This window comes from Streptomyces sp. NPDC054863, assembly GCF_053610825.1.
The window spans coordinates 1-16,589 of record NZ_JBSGZD010000179.1 but is presented as its reverse complement, the minus strand read 5'-3'; the positions used below and the strand labels follow the sequence as shown (position 1 = coordinate 16,589).

The 16,589-nt window shown below is 72.8% G+C and carries 15 protein-coding genes; 6 read left to right on the top strand and 9 right to left on the bottom strand.

Features of this window, described 5'->3' with window-relative positions:
• Positions 1 to 53 precede the first annotated feature (53 nt).
• The 4 genes from ACWGIG_RS26260 to lipB form a co-directional block, all read right to left on the bottom strand.
• Entirely contained in the window at positions 54 to 758 is a 705-nt protein-coding gene (locus ACWGIG_RS26260; protein ID WP_453324134.1) for a DUF4191 domain-containing protein, read from the bottom strand.
• Between the two features lie 19 nt (positions 759 to 777).
• Positions 778 to 972 carry an SCO2195 family GlnR-regulated protein gene (locus ACWGIG_RS26255; RefSeq protein ID WP_362422269.1) on the bottom strand — a complete coding sequence of 65 codons (195 nt, stop codon included), beginning with the start codon at positions 970 to 972 and terminating at the stop codon, positions 778 to 780.
• Positions 973 to 1,208: 236 nt separating this feature from the next.
• The gene (gene lipA, locus ACWGIG_RS26250) at positions 1,209 to 2,177 is read right to left on the bottom strand and encodes a lipoyl synthase (RefSeq protein ID WP_453324133.1); all 969 of its coding nucleotides are present in this window, start codon (positions 2,175 to 2,177) and stop codon (positions 1,209 to 1,211) included.
• A 102-nt stretch (positions 2,178 to 2,279) separates the two neighbouring features.
• Entirely contained in the window at positions 2,280 to 3,077 is a 798-nt protein-coding gene (lipB, locus tag ACWGIG_RS26245) for a lipoyl(octanoyl) transferase LipB (RefSeq protein ID WP_453324132.1), read from the bottom strand.
• A gap of 230 nt (positions 3,078 to 3,307) precedes the next feature.
• On the opposite strand from lipB, the gene ACWGIG_RS26240 reads away from it, so the two are divergent.
• Complete coding sequence (locus ACWGIG_RS26240; RefSeq protein WP_453324131.1) at positions 3,308 to 4,771, top strand: regulator; 1,464 nt, start codon at positions 3,308 to 3,310, stop codon at positions 4,769 to 4,771.
• A gap of 171 nt (positions 4,772 to 4,942) precedes the next feature.
• Here the strand turns inward: ACWGIG_RS26240 and ACWGIG_RS26235 are convergent, their stop codons facing one another.
• Complete coding sequence (locus tag ACWGIG_RS26235) at positions 4,943 to 6,277, bottom strand: NAD(P)/FAD-dependent oxidoreductase (protein ID WP_453324130.1); 1,335 nt, start codon at positions 6,275 to 6,277, stop codon at positions 4,943 to 4,945.
• Between the two features lie 212 nt (positions 6,278 to 6,489).
• Positions 6,490 to 7,386 (bottom strand): TIGR01777 family oxidoreductase, encoded by an 897-nt coding sequence (locus ACWGIG_RS26230; RefSeq protein ID WP_453324129.1) that lies wholly within the window; start codon positions 7,384 to 7,386, stop codon positions 6,490 to 6,492.
• A 66-nt stretch (positions 7,387 to 7,452) separates the two neighbouring features.
• On the opposite strand from ACWGIG_RS26230, the gene ACWGIG_RS26225 reads away from it, so the two are divergent.
• Positions 7,453 to 8,019, top strand: a complete 567-nt coding sequence (locus tag ACWGIG_RS26225; protein ID WP_453324128.1) for an N-acetyltransferase family protein — start codon at positions 7,453 to 7,455, stop codon at positions 8,017 to 8,019.
• A gap of 271 nt (positions 8,020 to 8,290) precedes the next feature.
• Positions 8,291 to 9,502 carry a PP2C family protein-serine/threonine phosphatase gene (locus ACWGIG_RS26220; protein ID WP_453324127.1) on the top strand — a complete coding sequence of 404 codons (1,212 nt, stop codon included), beginning with the start codon at positions 8,291 to 8,293 and terminating at the stop codon, positions 9,500 to 9,502.
• Here the strand turns inward: ACWGIG_RS26220 and ACWGIG_RS26215 are convergent.
• On the bottom strand, positions 9,499 to 10,137 hold the full coding sequence (locus ACWGIG_RS26215) for a TetR family transcriptional regulator (protein ID WP_453324126.1): 639 nt from the start codon (positions 10,135 to 10,137) through the stop codon (positions 9,499 to 9,501). The genes ACWGIG_RS26220 and ACWGIG_RS26215 overlap by 4 nt on opposite strands.
• A 144-nt stretch (positions 10,138 to 10,281) precedes the next feature.
• Here ACWGIG_RS26215 and ACWGIG_RS26210 point away from each other — a divergent pair, with 144 nt between their 5' ends.
• Positions 10,282 to 11,052 carry an SDR family NAD(P)-dependent oxidoreductase gene (locus ACWGIG_RS26210; protein ID WP_453324125.1) on the top strand — a complete coding sequence of 257 codons (771 nt, stop codon included), beginning with the start codon at positions 10,282 to 10,284 and terminating at the stop codon, positions 11,050 to 11,052.
• A 346-nt stretch (positions 11,053 to 11,398) separates the two neighbouring features.
• Here ACWGIG_RS26210 and ACWGIG_RS26205 read toward each other — a convergent pair whose 3' ends face one another.
• Positions 11,399 to 11,917, bottom strand: coding sequence for a DUF4240 domain-containing protein (locus tag ACWGIG_RS26205; protein ID WP_453324135.1), 519 nt, complete (start codon positions 11,915 to 11,917; stop codon positions 11,399 to 11,401).
• 194 nt (positions 11,918 to 12,111) lie between these two features.
• Between ACWGIG_RS26205 and ACWGIG_RS26200 the strand changes: the two genes are divergently transcribed.
• Positions 12,112 to 14,277 (top strand): hypothetical protein, encoded by a 2,166-nt coding sequence (locus tag ACWGIG_RS26200; protein WP_453324124.1) that lies wholly within the window; start codon positions 12,112 to 12,114, stop codon positions 14,275 to 14,277.
• A 135-nt stretch (positions 14,278 to 14,412) separates the two neighbouring features.
• Positions 14,413 to 15,336, top strand: a complete 924-nt coding sequence (locus ACWGIG_RS26195) for an SDR family oxidoreductase (protein ID WP_453324123.1) — start codon at positions 14,413 to 14,415, stop codon at positions 15,334 to 15,336.
• A 272-nt stretch (positions 15,337 to 15,608) separates the two neighbouring features.
• On the opposite strand, the gene ACWGIG_RS26190 is transcribed toward ACWGIG_RS26195, so the two are convergent.
• A complete protein-coding gene (locus ACWGIG_RS26190) occupies positions 15,609 to 16,577 on the bottom strand; it encodes a helix-turn-helix transcriptional regulator (protein ID WP_453324122.1) in 969 nt (322 codons plus the stop codon).
• Positions 16,578 to 16,589: the final 12 nt, after the last annotated feature.

Sequence of the window (16,589 nt, the reverse complement as noted above, 5' to 3'; positions counted from 1 at the left end):
ACCTCGAAGGTTCCGGGGCCGTCTTCTGCGTAGCAGGAACGGGGAGGGGAAGGTCAGCGGCCTCGCGGCATCTTCATGCCCTTGGTGCCGGGCATCGGGCCCTTCGGCAGCGGCATGTTGCTCATCAGGTCGCCCATCGCGCGCAGCCGGTCGTTGGTCGCGGTGACCTGCGGGCCGGTGAGGGTGCGGGGGAGCTTGAGCATCCGGGTGCGGACCTTCTTCAGCGGCACCTGGTCCTCGCCGTTGCCGACGATGATGTCGGTCACGGGGACGTCGGCGCCGACGATGCGGGCCATCTTCTTCTTCTCGGCCGCGAGCAGCGTCTTCAGCCGGTTCGGGTTGCCCTCGGCGACCAGGACGATGCCGGCCTTGCCGACCGCCCGGTGCACGACGTCCTGGCTGCGGTTCATCGCGACCGCAGGAGTCGTCGTCCAGCCGCGGCCCACGTTGTCCAGCACCGCCGCCGCGGCTCCCGGCTGTCCTTCCATCTGCCCGAAGGCGGCCCGCTCGGCGCGGCGCCCGAAGATGATCGCCATCGCCAGGAAGGCCAGCAGGAAGCCGAGAATGCCCAGGTAGACCGGGTGACCGATCAGGAAGCCGAGGCCGAGGAGGACACCGAAAACGACGATGCCCACGCCCGCGACGATCAGACCCACCTTGGGGTCGTTCCGCCGCGTCATCTTGTACGTCAGGGCAATCTGCTTGAGTCGCCCGGGGTTCGCAGTGTCCGCGTTCGCTGCGCGTTCCTTCCTCGCCATGCGAGAAAGTTTACGTTGCCTAGGACGTACGAGCGGACACGGCCTCCAGTACGTGCTGTGTCTCGACCCTGTCCTTCGCCCGGCGGCGGTCCTCCAGCACGGCGGTCCAGGCGTTCCGGCGTGCGGTGCGCTGCCCGGTGCCGATCAGCAGCGACTCGACGGCGCGCAGCGCGTCGGTGACGGACGGGAGGGCGTTGGCGCGTACGGCCTGCATGTCGGGGGTCTCCCTCGAAGACGGAACGGCGAATGGCGTAACGAAGGAACTGCGGTGCGTAAAGCCAGGGTCACTGCTTGGTGTTACCAGCACGTGACCGACCGGTCAAACACCGATGAAACCTTGACGGTACGGGCGAAAACGTTGACGCGGCCCGTACGACGCCCCGACCTGCGGGATTCGTACGGGCCGCGTCAGTACGGCTATTACTTGTCAGTAACTGCTTGTGAGTCGATTCACACGGTCCCGGCCGCGGCGGGCTGTGCCCCGCGCCGTTCCATCGCCTGGCCGTAGAGGCGGCCCGCGCGGTACGAGGAGCGGACCAGCGGCCCGGACATCACACCGGAGTAGCCGATGGCGTCGGCCTCGTCCTTCAGCTCGACGAACTCCATCGGCTTCACCCAGCGCTCGACGGGGTGGTGCCGCGGCGAGGGCCGCAGGTACTGCGTGATCGTGATGAGCTCGCAGCCCGCCTCGTGCAGGTCGCGCAGCGCCTCGCTGACCTCTTCACGGGTCTCGCCCATGCCGAGGATCAGGTTCGACTTGGTGATCAGACCGGCCGCGCGCGCCTTGGTGATGACGTCCAGCGAACGCTCGTAACGGAAGCCGGGGCGGATGCGCTTGAAGATGCGCGGCACCGTCTCCACGTTGTGCGCGAAGACCTCGGGGCGCGACTCGAAGACGACGTCCAGCAGCTCGGGGACCGCGTTGAAGTCCGGAGCGAGCAGTTCCACCTTGGTGCGGCCCAGCTCGCGGCCGGCCGTCTGCTGGTGGATCTGGCGCACGGTCTCCGCGTACAGCCAGGCGCCGCCGTCCTGAAGGTCGTCGCGCGCGACGCCCGTGATGGTGGCGTAGTTCAGGTCCATGGTGACGACGGACTCGCCCACGCGGCGCGGCTCGTCACGGTCCAGGGCCTCGGGCTTGCCCGTGTCGATCTGGCAGAAGTCACAGCGCCTCGTGCACTGGTCACCGCCGATGAGGAAGGTCGCCTCGCGGTCCTCCCAGCATTCGTAGATGTTGGGACAGCCAGCCTCCTGGCACACCGTGTGCAGACCTTCGGCCTTCACCAGGGCCTGCATCTTGGTGTATTCGGGGCCCATCTTCGCCCGGGTCTTGATCCACTCGGGCTTGCGCTCGATGGGGGTCTGGCTGTTCCGGACCTCCAGACGCAGCATCTTGCGTCCGTCGGGTGCGACAGCGGACACGTCCGGCTCCCTACGACTTCGATTCTTCGGCGAACACCAGGGTACGCCCGATATTTGTATGGCTTTACGTCCGGACAACCCGGTGCCGGACAGGGGCATTCCCTAAACGGTCGCCGACTCCACCACGCGCGGTGCGAGGACGGACTCCTCCATCACCGCGGTCAGGTGCTTCTCGACCACGGGGAGCACGTCCTCGATGGTGAGGGGGCGGCCCAGCTCGTTCGCGAGGGAGGCGACGCCCGCGTCGCGGATGCCGCACGGGACGATCCGGTCGAACCAGGTGTTGTCCGGGTTCACGTTCAGCGAGAAGCCGTGCATCGTGACGCCCTTGGCGACGCGGATGCCGATCGCGGCCAGCTTGCGGTCCTCGCGCCGCTGACCGGCGTTCGAAGGCGCGTACTCGGGACCGTTCAGCCGGGCGTCGAACTCGGGGTCGGTGAGCCGCGGGTCGAAGTCCAGGGAGAGTCCGCCTATCTGCGGGCGCTGCTCCACCGGGTCGCCGAGGACCCAGACACCGCTGCGGCCCTCGATGCGCGTCGTCTCCAGGCCCAGCTCCGCACAGCTGCGGATCAGGGCCTCTTCGAGACGGCGCACGTGCGCCACGACGTCGACCGGGCGGGGCAGCTTCTGGATCGGGTAGCCGACCAGCTGCCCGGGACCGTGCCAGGTGATCTTGCCGCCCCGGTCCACGTCCACGACGGGGGTGCCGTCCAGGGGGCGCTCGCTGTCCTCGGTGCGCCGTCCCGCCGTGTAGACGGGCGGGTGCTCAAGGAGCAGACAGGTGTCGGGCACCTCGTCGGCGAAGCGGGCGGCGTGCACCTCACGCTGCTTCTGCCACGCCTCCTGGTACTCGACGGCATCGTCGCCGAACCCCAGTCGGACAAACCGCAGCTCACTCACGGTGGTGTCTCCTTCGTATCGCCACGCCCCCGGCCACTGTACGGCGGCAGGGAGAGGGACCCATGGGCAGGGCGGAAGCACGGGGTCTCCGTCAGCGCCTTCGGAGAATCGTCACACGATCGGATGAAGTAGGGGCGCAGAGGTCCGTTGCGGGGCCCAGGATCGCTAAATTCACGCCGTTCCATGAGGGCTGCCACCCGGGGCCCGGAAGGCAGGAGAGCTCAGAGCTGATGACGGAACGACCTCCGCAGCGCATCCCCAACCGACAGCTCGCCACGCTCATCGCCGAAGCGGGATTCTCCAATGCAGGCCTGGCCCGACGGGTGGACCAGCTGGGTCTGGAGCACGGGCTCGACCTGCGGTACGACAAGACCTCTGTCACCCGCTGGCTGCGCGGCCAGCAGCCGCGCGGCACCACCCCGGCACTGATCGCCGAGGTCTTCACGAGGAGGCTGGGCAGACGGCTGTCCGCGCAGGACCTCGGGCTCGACGCGTGCGCCCCCGTGTACGCCGGGCTCGAATTCGCGGCCACGCCCGAGGAGGCCGTGGACATCGTGAGCGGCCTGTGGCGCAAGGACTCCGGCAGCCACGCCGAACTGCGCAAGATCGCGTTCACCCCGGCCGGGCTCGTCGTCCCCAGCAGGGACTGGCTGATCGGGCGGGCCGACGACCGGGTCGGCCGCGGCGAACCCCCCGCGACGAACGGCGCCGGTACGACCCGGGTGCCCGCCCAGGGCGGCCGGCCGGGTGCGCCGTCGCCCCGGCAGCGGCCGACCGACCGGGGGCCGGGACAGCGGGTCACCGCGGGTGACATCGCGGCCCTGCGCTCGGTGGCCGATTTGTTTCGCACGCTCGACCACACGTACGGCGGCGGGCACGCCAGGCAGGCCCTCGTGCGTTATCTGGAGCACGAGGTGGAGCCGATGCTCAGGGGGGTCTACGGGGAGGCGACGGGCCGGCGGCTGTTCTCGGCCGCCGCCGATCTGACCCGGCTGGCGGGCTGGACGGCGTACGACATCGCGGCGCACGGCCTCGCCCAGCGCTACTTCGTGCAGGCCCTGCGCCTGGCGCAGGCGGCCGGAGACCGGGCGTACGGCTCGTACGTCCTGGTGACCATGAGCAGGCAGGCGGTCTACCTCGGGCACGGGCGCGAGGCCGTGCAGCTGGCGCGGGTCGCCCAGCAGGGAGTGGGGTCTTCGGCGCCACCGGTCGTCCAGGCGCTGCTGCACGCGGTGGAGGCGCGCGGCCACGGGGTGCTCGGCGAGGTGCGGGCCTGTACGTCGTCACTGGTGCGGGCGGAGCGGGCGATGGAGGCTTCCCGGCCCGGGGACGACGTACCGCACTGGGCGAAGTTCTTCGACGAGGCGCAACTGGCCGACGAGTTCGGCCACTGCCACCGGGACCTGCAGCAGTACCGGGCGGCGGCGCAGCACGCGGAGAAGTCGCTGCAGCTGCGCCCGCACGGATACGCACGCAGCAGGCTGTTCTGCCGGGTGGTCCTCGCGCAGGCGCGGCTCGGACTCGGGGAGCTGGACCAGGCGTGCATGCTGGGCGCGGAGGCGGCGCAGCAGGCCTCCGAGATGCGGTCGGCGCGGGCGACGGAGTACGTGCGGGAGTTCGAGCGGCGTCTTGAGCCGTACCGCGACGCGGCTGCGGTACGGGGGTACCGGGACCGGGTCGCCGCACTGGGCTGACGAACCGGTCCCGGGGCCCGGGCCTCCTGGCGGTCGGGGCCGGTGAAGCGGGATCGAGGCGGCGACCGCGCCGATCTCCGCAGTGGTGTGGACCGCTGCCCGCAGACCCTTGATCTCGCCCTGTGGCCGGACCGAGGGGGAATCGGTGATCGGTTGGTGTGCTGCCGTGGGTCAGGCAGCCGCGCGCAGCCCCTCGGCCGGGCGCCCGGAGGGGATCCCGAAGTCCCGCAGGATCTCCTGCGCGGCCCGGCGGCCCGAGTGCAGGGCGCCCTGCACGGTGCTCGTCTCGCGGTGGTCGCCGCACACGTACAGCCCGGACAGCAGCCGGACCGGCCGGTGCACGTCGTGCGGCGCGGGCATCGCGGGCACGGCGTCCGGGTCGTGGTGGACGGCCAGGAGTTCCCAGTCGTCCGTCGGCGTCCCGTACAGCCGGGACAGGTGGGAGCGGACCCCGTCGTCCAGGCCGGGCGGGGGCGTGCCCAGGACCGTGGAGGAGATCAGCACATGGCCGTCGGGTGCGCGCGAGGGGTCGACCGCGCTGACGACGGCGGTGTGCGAGACGGGGCCGCTCCGGTCGGCGTCCAGGACCAGGGCGGATCCGGTCGGGGGCGCCGAGCGGGTGGTGTGGTGCAGGACGGTGACGGGGTGGAAGTCGGGGACGCGCAGACCGGGCAGCAGCTCGGCGGCGGCGCGGGCGCCGGTCGCCAGGAGCAGCGAGCGGCAGCCGAGGTCGCCGTCCTCCTTGGTGCTGACGGAGGAGATGGAGGCGCCCGTGACGTGCACTCCGGTACGGACCGTGCCGGGCGGCAGCGTCGCGGCGAGGAGCTCGGGCAGGGCCACTGCGCCGCCCTCCGGTACGCACAGCCGGCCGCGGGCGAAGCCGCGCAGGGCGAGGTCGGCGCACCGGCTGGAGGTGGTGAGGCCGGGGTCGGACAGGAGCGCCGACAGCAGGGGCCGCAGGAAGCCGTTGACCGTGCGGGACGGCAGGCCGCGCTGGAACAGGGCCTGCTGGGCCGGGAGTTCGGGCCGGGCGAGCAGGCGCTCGACGGGGATGGCGGCGAGCCGTCCCAGCGCCGTACTCAGCCTGGCCTGGTCGAGGGGGCCGCCGAGCGGGCCGGGGGAGCGCGGCCTGGGGGCGCTCGCGAGGGCGCGTGCCGCGGTGAGTGCGCCCCTCGCGCTCCGTGTCTTCTGGGGGCCGCCCGTCTCGCCCGCGCGGTAGTGCCGGCCCTCGCTGTGCACGAGGACGCCGGGCGCGTACGGGCGCAGGACGAGGCCCTCCAGTCCCGGGGTGTTCAGCAGTTCCGGATAGGCGGTGCTGAGTACCTGGCCGACCCGGTCGAGCCGGAACCCGTCGATCAGATCGGTGGACATCCGGCCGCCGACGTAAGGGGCGGCCTCCAGGACACTGACCGTTACTCCGGCGTTGATGAGCTGGTGGGCCGCGCGGAGGCCGGCGACTCCGGCTCCCACGATGACGACGTCCGCATGGTGTGCTGAGGTGAGCACGTGCCCCTCCCCGAGGTCGGCGCGGCTGTGGTGCAGGGCTCATGCCCCCGACAGCCTTGCGGAATACCCGTTCGGAGGGTGCAGCGTAGAAGTCCGCACGTGCTCTCCGGCAGGCGCGCACTTCCCGTGCACCGATGCACGGCGGTCGCACGAAGACGGAGAACCGGTCAAGAAGTGATCGGGAAACGGTCAATGATGTGCATCAAATTGCGTCAACTGGCGCGCAATGCCGCCCCGATGGCATCGTCGACGGTCGGGAACGCGAAGGCGAACCCGGACTCCAGCAGCCGCCGCGGCACCACCCGCTGACTGCCCAGCACGTCACCCGCCAGCTCCCCGAGCGCGATCCGCAGCGCGGGCTCCGGCACCGCGAACAGGGTGGGACGGTGCAGCACCCGCCCCATCGCCGCCGTCACCTCCCGGTTGGTCACCGGCTCGGGCGCGGTCAGGTTCACGGGGCCCGACAGCGACTCGGTGTCGATCAGGTGCCGCAGCGCCGCCACCTCGTCGTGCAGCGCGATGAAGCTCCAGTACTGCCGTCCGCTGCCGAGCCGCCCGCCCAGGCCCGCCCGGAAGATCGGGAAGAGCCTGCCCCAGGCGCCGCCGCCGCGCGCCACGACCAGACCGGTCCGGGGGAACACCGTGCGGATCCCCGCCTCCTCGGCGGGCGCGGCGGCCTCCTCCCACTCCACGCACAGCGACGGCAGGAAGCCGTCGCCCGGCGGAGCCTCCTCGTCCACCGCGCGGTCCCCGGTCTCGCCGTAGTAACCGAGCGCGGACCCGCTGACGAACACCCGCGGCGGCGTGTCGAGCGAGGCGACGGCCTCGGCGACGGCCGCCGTGCCGAGCAGCCTGCTCTCCCGCAGCTCCCGCTTGTACGCGTCCGTCCACCGGTGGTCGCCGATGCCCGCCCCGGCCAGGTGCACCACCGCCTCGCAGCCGACCAGCCCGTGCGTGTCCACGTAACTCCGCTTCGGGTCCCAGGTGACCTCGTCCCCGGCCCTGGCCGGGCGTCGTACGAGACGCACCACCTCGTGTCCGTCCGTGCGCAGGGAACGTACAAGTGCCGTACCGATGAGGCCCGTAGAGCCCGTGATTGCGATCCGCATGGGGCCATCCTGCCCCGGGCCCGTCCCGGGACGCGGTTTCCGCGCGCTCCGTGGCACAGTGGCGCCATGTCCGAGCCGCACGGCAGCCCTGCCGCCTCAGCCATTCCCTCCGATTCGGCCGTTCCCCCCGCCTCGGCGGTTTCCTCCGCCTTCGCGATCCGCACCGCCACTTCGGAGGACGACACGGAGATCGGCCGGGTCGACCGGGAGACCTGGTCGCCGCTGAGCGCGGTGACTCCGGCACCCCAGCCGCCGTACGGTCCGTACTTCGACGCCGGACACCGGCCCGACGACGTCCTCGTCGCGGTGGACCCCGACGGCGGGATCTGCGGCTACGTCCGGCTGGTGGCGCCCACCCCGCTCGCCGCCAACAGGCACGTCCTCCAGATCAACGGCCTCGCCGTCGCGGAGAAGGCCCGCGGCCGGGGCCTCGGGCGGGCGCTGCTGCGGGCCGCGGGCGACGAGGCGCGCCGACGCGGCGTCCGGCGGCTCACACTGCGGGTGCTCGGCCACAACGCACCCGCGCGGGCGCTGTACGAGGCGGAGGGGTACGCGGTGGAAGGGGTGCTGCCCGGCGAGTTCTTCCTGCACGGGGAGTACGTGGACGACGTGCTGATGGGCAAGGCGCTCTGACGGACCGGGCTCGGGCTCCGAGGGCCTGGGTTCTGACGGACCGGGCTCCGAGGGCCTGGGCACTGACGGCCTGGGCATTGACGGCCTGGGCATTGACGGACCGGGCTCCGACGCCGTCCGGCTGAGCGGCGGGAAAGGGGCACAGCGGGCATAGTGATCAGCAGTGGCTCGTGCCCGGGGACGCCGTGCGTGTGCCCGGCCGCAGCCCCTGTGCTGCCCCTTTGCGGCGAGTTCCTGTCCGTTGTCGTCAGCCCGGAGGAGCCTGAGCGCGATGAGCTCGGTCCGCGCGCGTCGAGGGGACGAGGTCCCCAAGTGGCTCAAGGGGGAGAAGCCCGCGCTCTGGCTGCGGCTGCTGCCCCTGACCGTCCTGGTCCTGATGGCCCTGGCCGACCGCATCACGCCGGACGACGTCGAGCTGAGCTACTACCTGGCCGCGCTGCCCCCGCTCGCCGCCCTGCTGTACGGGCCGGTGAGCACCGCGCTCATGGGAGTGGCGGTGGCCCTCTTCGCGCTGCACGGCGGCGGGGACTGGGGCCACCGGGACGGCGTGGCGCTCTCCCTGGTGCTGCTCTGCGCGACGAGCGTGGTCGTCTCCTGGTCACGCACCCGCAGGGACGCCCGGCTGGTGACCGTCGGGACGGCCGCCGAGGTCGCCCAGTTCGCGGTGCTGCCCCCGCTGCCGGCCGCCGTCGGCCGGGTGCACTGCTTCGGCCTCTACCGGGCCGCCGAGCTGGGCGCGCTGGTGAGCGGGGACCTGTACGACGTCCGCAGCGGCCCCTACGGAGTACGGGCGGTGATCGCCGATGTGGAGGGGCACGGGCCCGGCGCGGTCGCCACGGTCTCGGCGCTCCTCGGTGCCTTCCGCGAGGCGGCGCTCGACGACGCGGACCTGCCCGCGGTGGCCGCGCGTCTCGACCGGCGGCTGGTCGTCGACTCGGCCGCGGTGGAGCACGCGGAACTGTTCGCGACGGCGGTGCTCATGGAGTTCGCCGAGGACGGCGGGTCCGTCCGGGTGGTCTCCTGCGGTCATCCGCCGCCCCTGTTGCTGCGGAACGCCCGCGTCACCGAGATGGGGTTGGACCCCGCCCCGCCGCTGGGTCTCGGACTGACCGGGTTCGGACCGCCGGTGGTCACCGTCGTACCGCTGGAACCCTGCGACCGCATCCTGGCCCACACCGACGGCATCACCGAGGCCCGCAACGCGGCGGGGGAGTTCTACCCCCTGGCCGCACGGCTCGAAGCACTCGTCCCGGCCGCAGGGGAAACGGCGGACCTCGCGGACCTGGCGGAGGCGGTCCAGGGCGACCTGGTGCGCTTCGCGGCACAGGTGGAGGACGACGTGGCCCTGCTGCTCCTGGAACCGGACCCGGAGAACTGCCCGGACGAGCCGGACACGCCCGACGTCCCCGACGCCCCTGGCACCCCCAACGTCCCTGGCACCCCCAACATCCCTGGCGCCCCGGACGGGAAGCCCGTCGGCTAACGCAGGGACATGCCGCCGGTCAGTTCGCGCAGGCAGCGGGCGGCCAGCTCGGCGGGGGAGCCGGGGCCCTTGGCGGGTGCCTCGGTACGGGCCCACTCCTCCAGTGCCGTACGGATCGCGGCGGTCGCCGCCGCTGCGGCGAGCCGCACCTCAAGAGGGTCGGCCGACTCCCCGGCGAGCGTGCCGAGGACGGGGATCAGACGCTCCTCGGACTCCTGGTTCACCCGGTACCAGACGGCCCGCAGCGCGGGGTCCTGCTCGGCGGCCCGCAGCAGCCCGCGGGTCCAGTCGAGCTGCTCGGCGGCCTCGGCGTCGGGTGCGCCCAGCACCTCCGCCACCGCCCGCTCCAGTGCCGTCAGCACGCCGGCCCCGGGCTCCGCCGCCGCGAGCACCGCGCGCCACTGGTCGCCGCCGCCGGAGAGCAGCGGGGCGACGGCGTCCTGCTTGCTGCGGAAGTACCGGTAGAAGGTGCGCAGCGCCACCCCCGCGCGCGTGGCGATGGCCTCGGCGGTGGTGCCGTCCGGGCCGTGCTCGGCGAACAGCTCGGCGGCTGCGCGCGCGATGTCGAGCTGGGTGGCGGCCTTCCGTCGTTCGGTGAGGGAGGGCTGGGCAGGGGGCGTCGGCTGGGTGCTCACCACGGAAGCGTACGCCGGGGACAGCCACAAGTGCACGTGATGACGCTATGGCAAAACGTGCCACGAAGGCGTACCGTGTATGTCAGGAAGGTCAGGAGTCCCCTGGTGGGATCCCCGTGGAACCGCGAATCGGAGAAGAGAACCATGAAGCGTTACGAAGGCCGCCGCGTCCTGATCAGTGGTGCGGGCTCCGGCATCGGCCGCGCCACCGTGCACCGCGTGCTCGCCGAGGGCGGCCGGGTCGTCGCCGTCGACGTCAGCGAGGCCGGGCTGAAGGAGACCGCGGGGCAGGCCGCGACGGCGGGCGTGTCCGACCGCCTCACCACGGCGGTACTGGACATCTCCGACGAGGCCTCGGTCAAGGCGGGCGTCGCCGCGGCGGTCCGGACCCTCGGCGGCCTCGACGTCCTGGTCAACGCAGCGGGAATCCTGCGTTCCTCGCACACCCACGAGACCACGCTGGACTTCTTCAACAAGGTGATCGCGGTCAACCTGACCGGCACCTTCCTGATGATCCGCGAGTCGATACCGGCCCTGCTCGCCGGTGACCGGCCGGTCGTCGTCAACTTCTCGTCGACATCGGCCTCGTTCGCCCACCCGTACATGTCGGCGTACGCGGCGAGCAAGGGCGGCATCCAGTCCATGACGCACGCCATCGCCGCCGAGTACAGCAAGCAGGGTCTGCGCGCGGTGTCCGTCGCACCCGGCTCGATCGCCTCCGACATGACCAGCGGCAAGGGCCCGGGCCTGCCGGAGGACGCCGACATGACGCTCTTCATGAAGCTCGCCCCGGCCATCGGCGAGGGCTTCGCGGGCGCGGAGACCGTCGCGGGCGTGGTGGCGATGCTGGGCTCCGACGACGGGGCGTTCATCACGGGGACGGAGATCCGGATCGACGGGGGTACCCACTTCTGAGAGCCCCTCAGCCGGTCCGGCACCTTTCAGCCCGTCCGGCGTTTGAGGACGCGCGGCGCAGCCGTGCACGGGGCGCAGCCCCGGACATCAGCCCCCACCGGCGCGAGCTGTGAAGCAGCTTTGCCCCGCGGCGAGCGCCCCGCGGCGAGCGCCCCGCGGCGAGCGCCTCGCGGCGGAGCCGCAAATGTCACAGCGATGGAGGGGCGGGGAGGGGGCTCTTAAGGAGCAGGGGATGGCCCCACTGCCCCGGGGGGCCCCGCTGCCCAAGGAGGCTGGGGCTGTAGGGCTAGGGAGCGTCCCCTGCGTCCAAGGGAGCCAGAGGGCAGAGGGCAAGGGGGGCGGTGGGTTAGTCGCCGAAGCGTTCCCACAGTTGGGGGAAGCGGTCCGCGAGGACACCGTCGTCGTCGAGGTCCAAGGGCCTCCCCTCCGGCTCCGCGGCCTGCGGCGGGACCCCGAGGTCCGGTGCCACCGACCCCGTCAGCTGTTCGTACGCCTCGTCCGCCGCGTACCCCAGCTCCTCCCCGTCCCCGTCGATCTCGTCGTCGAACTCGTCGAGCAGCCCGGCCAGATCGTCCGGCTCGTGCAGCGCGCCCTCGAAGACCTCCCGGCCCTGGCCGATCAGCCAGCACCGGAAGTAGTCGAAGGCGTCGTCGTTCGCGGCACCGAGGAGCACCGCCGCCGCCCCCCACAGGTCCCACCGGTACGCGCGGTTGTAGCGCACCTCGAAGTGTCTGGCGAAGTCGAGCACGGCGTCGGGGTCCAACTGGAGCAGTCGCTCGACCAGCAGGTCGGCGTGATCCTCGGGGTCGCCCTCGGCGGCCTCGCGGGTGCTGTCGACCGTCTCCCAGAATTCCGTCTCGTCCATCACGAGGTACAGCATCGGGCTTGCGGGGGTGCGGCGCACGCGGAGCGCCCGGATGAGGGCTGTCTCGTTACTCACGTCCGGACTCACGTACGGGCACCGGCACACTCCCGTCCCTTGTGTGACCGTCGGAAGTTTCACTCGTTTGATGGGCAAGCGATGCACGCACTCTCACCCTCAAAGGGGTTGCCCTCGCCATGGACATGCACGACCGTACGGTGCGCACCGGGGCCGTCGCCGCCCCGCTGAGTGTGGAACAGGCCGAGGCCACGCTGGTCGAGCACTATCCGCGCCTCGTCCGACTCGCCTTTATCACCCTGCCGCCCCCGCTCGGCCGCCACCGCCGCGTCCTCGCCGCCCACGGCATCGTCCAGCGCGCCCTCCCGGCCCGCGGCAGCCGGGGCAGGCCGGCCCTCCCGGCGGCCCCCGCACCCCGGCTGCCCGCCCAGCGCGGCGCCCCCTCCGGGCCCGCGTACGTCACGCTCCGGGCCCTGGTGCTGCGGGAGGCCCTCTCGTACGGCAAACGGCCCGGCTGGTGGCCGAAGCGCGGACCGGGTCCCGAACGACTGCGGCCCAGGCTGCCCGCCGTGTGGGGGCTGCGGCTCTTCCCCGCCGCGGGTGGCGCCGACGAACTCGCCCTGGAACAGGCCCTGTCGGGCACCGACGCCGCCACCCGCGCCGCCCTCGCCCTGCGCCACGCCGAGGGCCTGAGCGCGTCCGAGACCCGGGCGCTGCTCACCGGGGCAGGCGTGGCCGAGCCCGCCCTCGCCCTCCGCACCGCCGAACGCCTCGCCCGGCAGGCGCTGGGCACAGCGGGAGAAGGCGACCCGGAGCGAGACCGGCAGGAGGGTCGGGACGGGGCCAGGGAAGGAGTCCGGGAAGGAGATCGGGGCTGGGCCGGGGAGGGGGTCCGGGAGGGCGTTCGGGGCGGGGCCCGGGAAGGAGAGCCGGAGGGGGGCCGGGAGAGGGCTCAACACCCGCTTCTCTCCGGTGAGTTCGACCCCTGCTTCGTGCACAGCCGCCCCACCGACCTGCTGCGCCGCCGACACCGCGTCCGTACCGCGGGCGCGGCCCTCGTCGTCGCCGCGGTGGCCGCCGTGGCCCTGCCCGTCGTGCTCGGCGGCGGTTCGCGCCCGCCGGAGCGGACCGCCGCCACCGGCACCGTCGACGCCTCCGCGGCCCGACGGGTCCTGGACCCCCGCAATCTGGTGCGCGCCCCCGCAGGCGAATGGGCCGACACCTCGCGCGTCGACTTCACCGTCTGGCCCGCCCGGGGAGAGCGCCGCGACGACCTCGCGCTGCTCGGCCGCGCCCTTGAGGTGTGGGCGAGTCCCGCGCGTACGGTACGGATCTCCAGCACGCCCGGCACGGGCACCGCGCCGCCGGCCGACCCGCCCCGGCTGCTGTTCGCGGGCGACGTCGACGGCACCGCGGTCGTCCTGCTGAACGACGGCGACCGCACCGTCCGGTACGCGGAACCCTCCGACGGGGACGCGCCGCCGTCGCTCGACCTCGCCCGCACCGACGACGCCGACGTGGTCACAGGCGCGGCCCTCGTCCTGACCAGGGACGGCGCCGACACCCGCTTCCTGCTCGCCCCCTGGATCGACGAGACCACCACCCGTGACCTGCTGAAACCCAATTCTCCCGGCCGTGCGCTCACGGTGCGCGCCGACGGCGTCACCGCGGCCGTGCCCCGCCCGGGCGCCGGCGGTACGTGCGACTCCTGGCCGGTGCTCCAGCTGCGCTCCTCCTCGCTGATCGTGGAGAAGCACGCGTTCCTGCTGACCGACCTGGGCGACCTCGCGCCCGTACACCTCACTCACACCCCGCCGCCCGGCAGCGGCGCGCCCGCCCGCCAGCCGCGCGAGGCGACCGGCGCCGCCGCGCTGCGGACCTGGGCGCACAGTGCCTGCCACCTGCCGTCGATGCGCGGAGCCGGAGTGCGCGCCGTCAACAACTGGGTGTACGCGCAGCAGACGCTGCCCGAGGGGGGCGGCCGGGCCGACTGGGTGTGCACCCGTGCCGACACCTGGCGGGGACCGGGCCGCGTCATGGTCCAGCTCCAGCTGCCGGGCACGCCCCCGACCCGGCTCGGGGTGCCGGTGGCGGCGGCGCGGTCCACCGCGGCCTGCAGCCGGTTCGGTCAGCACGTGCTGGCGGGCGCGGGCTGGCAGGCGCCCGGGTCGGGCAACTGGTACCTGCTCGCGGCCGGCAGCAGGAAGGTCACCCGGATCGAAGCGGTCGGCGGGGTGCGGGGCGTGGCTCCGGGGACGACCATGGCGGTGCGGGCGCCGAAGGGCGTCACGGCGGAGCTGAAGGGGCGGCTGGCGGACGGGTCGACGTTGGAGGGTCTGAAGTGAAGGATCTGGTGAAGGGGCTGAAGGGGCTGAAGTGAAGGCCTGGCTCCGACTCGTTCCGACCCCGTTTTAAACCAGACAGAAGGTGTCTGGTTTCGACGGCACACTCGGGCCCACGAGACGACGAAGGAGCTGCACATGAACTCGGACCAGCCGAATCTGACCGGCCGGATCGCCCTCGTCGCGGGTGCGACGCGCGGCGCCGGACGTGCCATCGCCGTGGAACTGGGGACGATGGGCGCGACGGTGTACGTCACCGGGCGCACCACCCGCGACAAGGTCAGCGAGGTCGGCCGGACGACGGAGACGATCGAGGAGACCGCGGAACTGGTGACGGCGGCGGGCGGCGAGGGCATCGCCGTCCCCACCGACCACCTGGAACCCGAGCAGGTCGGAGCCCTGGTCGAGCGGATCGACCGGGAGCGCGGGCGGCTCGACGTACTCGTCAACGACATCTGGGGCGGTGAGCACCTGGTCGAGTTCGGCAAGAAGATGTGGGAGACCGAACTCGCGCACGGCATGCGGATGTTGGAGCTGGGGGTCAAGAGCCACATCATCACCAGCAGCTGTGCGCTGCCGCTGCTGGTGCGCCACGAGGGCGGGCTCGTCGTCGAGATCACGGACGGCACGGCCGAGTCGAACAAGGGGTTCCGCGAGAACTTCTACTACGACCTCGCGAAGACCGCGCCGATCCGGATGGCGTCGAACCTGGCACACGACCTGGCGGACGTGGGCGGGACGGCGGTCTCCGTGACCCCCGGATTCCTGCGCTCCGAGCAGATGCTCGACCACTTCGGGGTGACGGAGGCGAACTGGCGCGACGCGATCGCCAAGGAACCGACCTTCGCGATCGCCGAGTCACCTGTGTACGTGGGCCGGGGCGTGGCACACCTGGCCGCGGACCCGTCGCGGACACGGTGGAGCGGACAGTCGCTGTCCAGCGCGCAGTTGGCGGCGGAGTACGGATTCACGGACGCGGACGGGTCGCGGCCGGATGCGTGGGGGTACTTGTCGCGGGTGATGAACGGGGAGACCGGCGTCTCGGCGGACCAGTACCGGTGAGGTGAGGTGGAGTGGGGTGAGGTGGGGGCGGGTGGGGTTTTTGTACGGGTGCCGGTCGGTTGGGGGCCGGGGGGGGGGGGGGGGGGGGGGGGGGGGGGGGGGGGGGGGGGGGGGGGGGGGGGGGGGGGGGGGGGGGGGGGGGGGGGGGGGGGCGCCCGCGGGGGGGGGGGGGGGGGGGGGGGGGGGGGGGGGGGGGGGGGGGGTTTTTGTACGGGTGCCGGTCGGTTGGGGGCCGGGCGCGCAGTTCCCCGCGCCCCTGAAGGGGCGCCCCCTCACCCGTAGAGCTTGCCCATCTGCCGCGCTGTCTCCGCCATCATGTCCCGCAGTTCCGGCGGCTCCAGCACCTCCACCTCCGCCCCCAGCCCCAGCAGTTGGAAGTGCGCCACCTCCGCCGACTCCACCGGCACGGTGACCGTCACCAGGCCCCGGGAGTCCGGCGGGTCCGCCGCCGTCAGGGCCTCGCGGGAAGCGGCGGGATCCAGGGTGCGGGGCAGTGCGCGTGCGCCTGCGGCCGAGAGGCGAAGGACCGCCTGCGTCCGCAGGATCGACCGTGCGAAGTCCGCCGCCCTCGACTCCCAGAAGGCGGGCAGGTCGAAGGACCCGGGCCGTACGAAATGCTCGTCGGTGGCGGTGACCGCACGGAAGCGGTCCAGCCGGTAGACCCTCACATCCCCCGACCCGGTCCGTGCGCACACGTACCAGGTGCCGGCCTTGAGCACGAGCCCGTACGGTGCGAGGCGTCGCTCCACCTCCCGGTCCTGGCGCCCGTACCGCGTGTCGACGATCCGGTCGTCCCACACGGCCTCCGCCACCGCGGGCAGCAGTTCGGGGGTCTGGGGCTCCTGGTACCAGCCGGGTGCGTCCAGGTGGAAGCGCTGCGCGGCGTTCGACGAGGCGTCGCGGAGCGAGGGCATGAGGGCGGCCGACACCTTGAGGCGGGCCGCCGACGCCGCGTCCTGGAGGCCCATCTCCCGCAGTGCGCCCGGGAGTCCGGACAGGAAGAGGGCTTCCGCCTCGCTGCGGGCGAGCCCCGTCAGCCCGGTCCGGTAGCCGCCGACCAGGCGGTAGCCGCCCGCCCTGCCCCGGTCCGCGTACACCGGGACGCCCGCCTCGGAGAGCGCAGCTGCGTCCCGCGTCACGGTCCGCTCGGACACCTCCAGCTCCTGCGCCAGCTCGGCGGCCGTCATCATCGGCCGGGACTGGAGCAGCAGCACCATCTTGATCAAACGGGCAGCGCGCATGAGGTCATCATG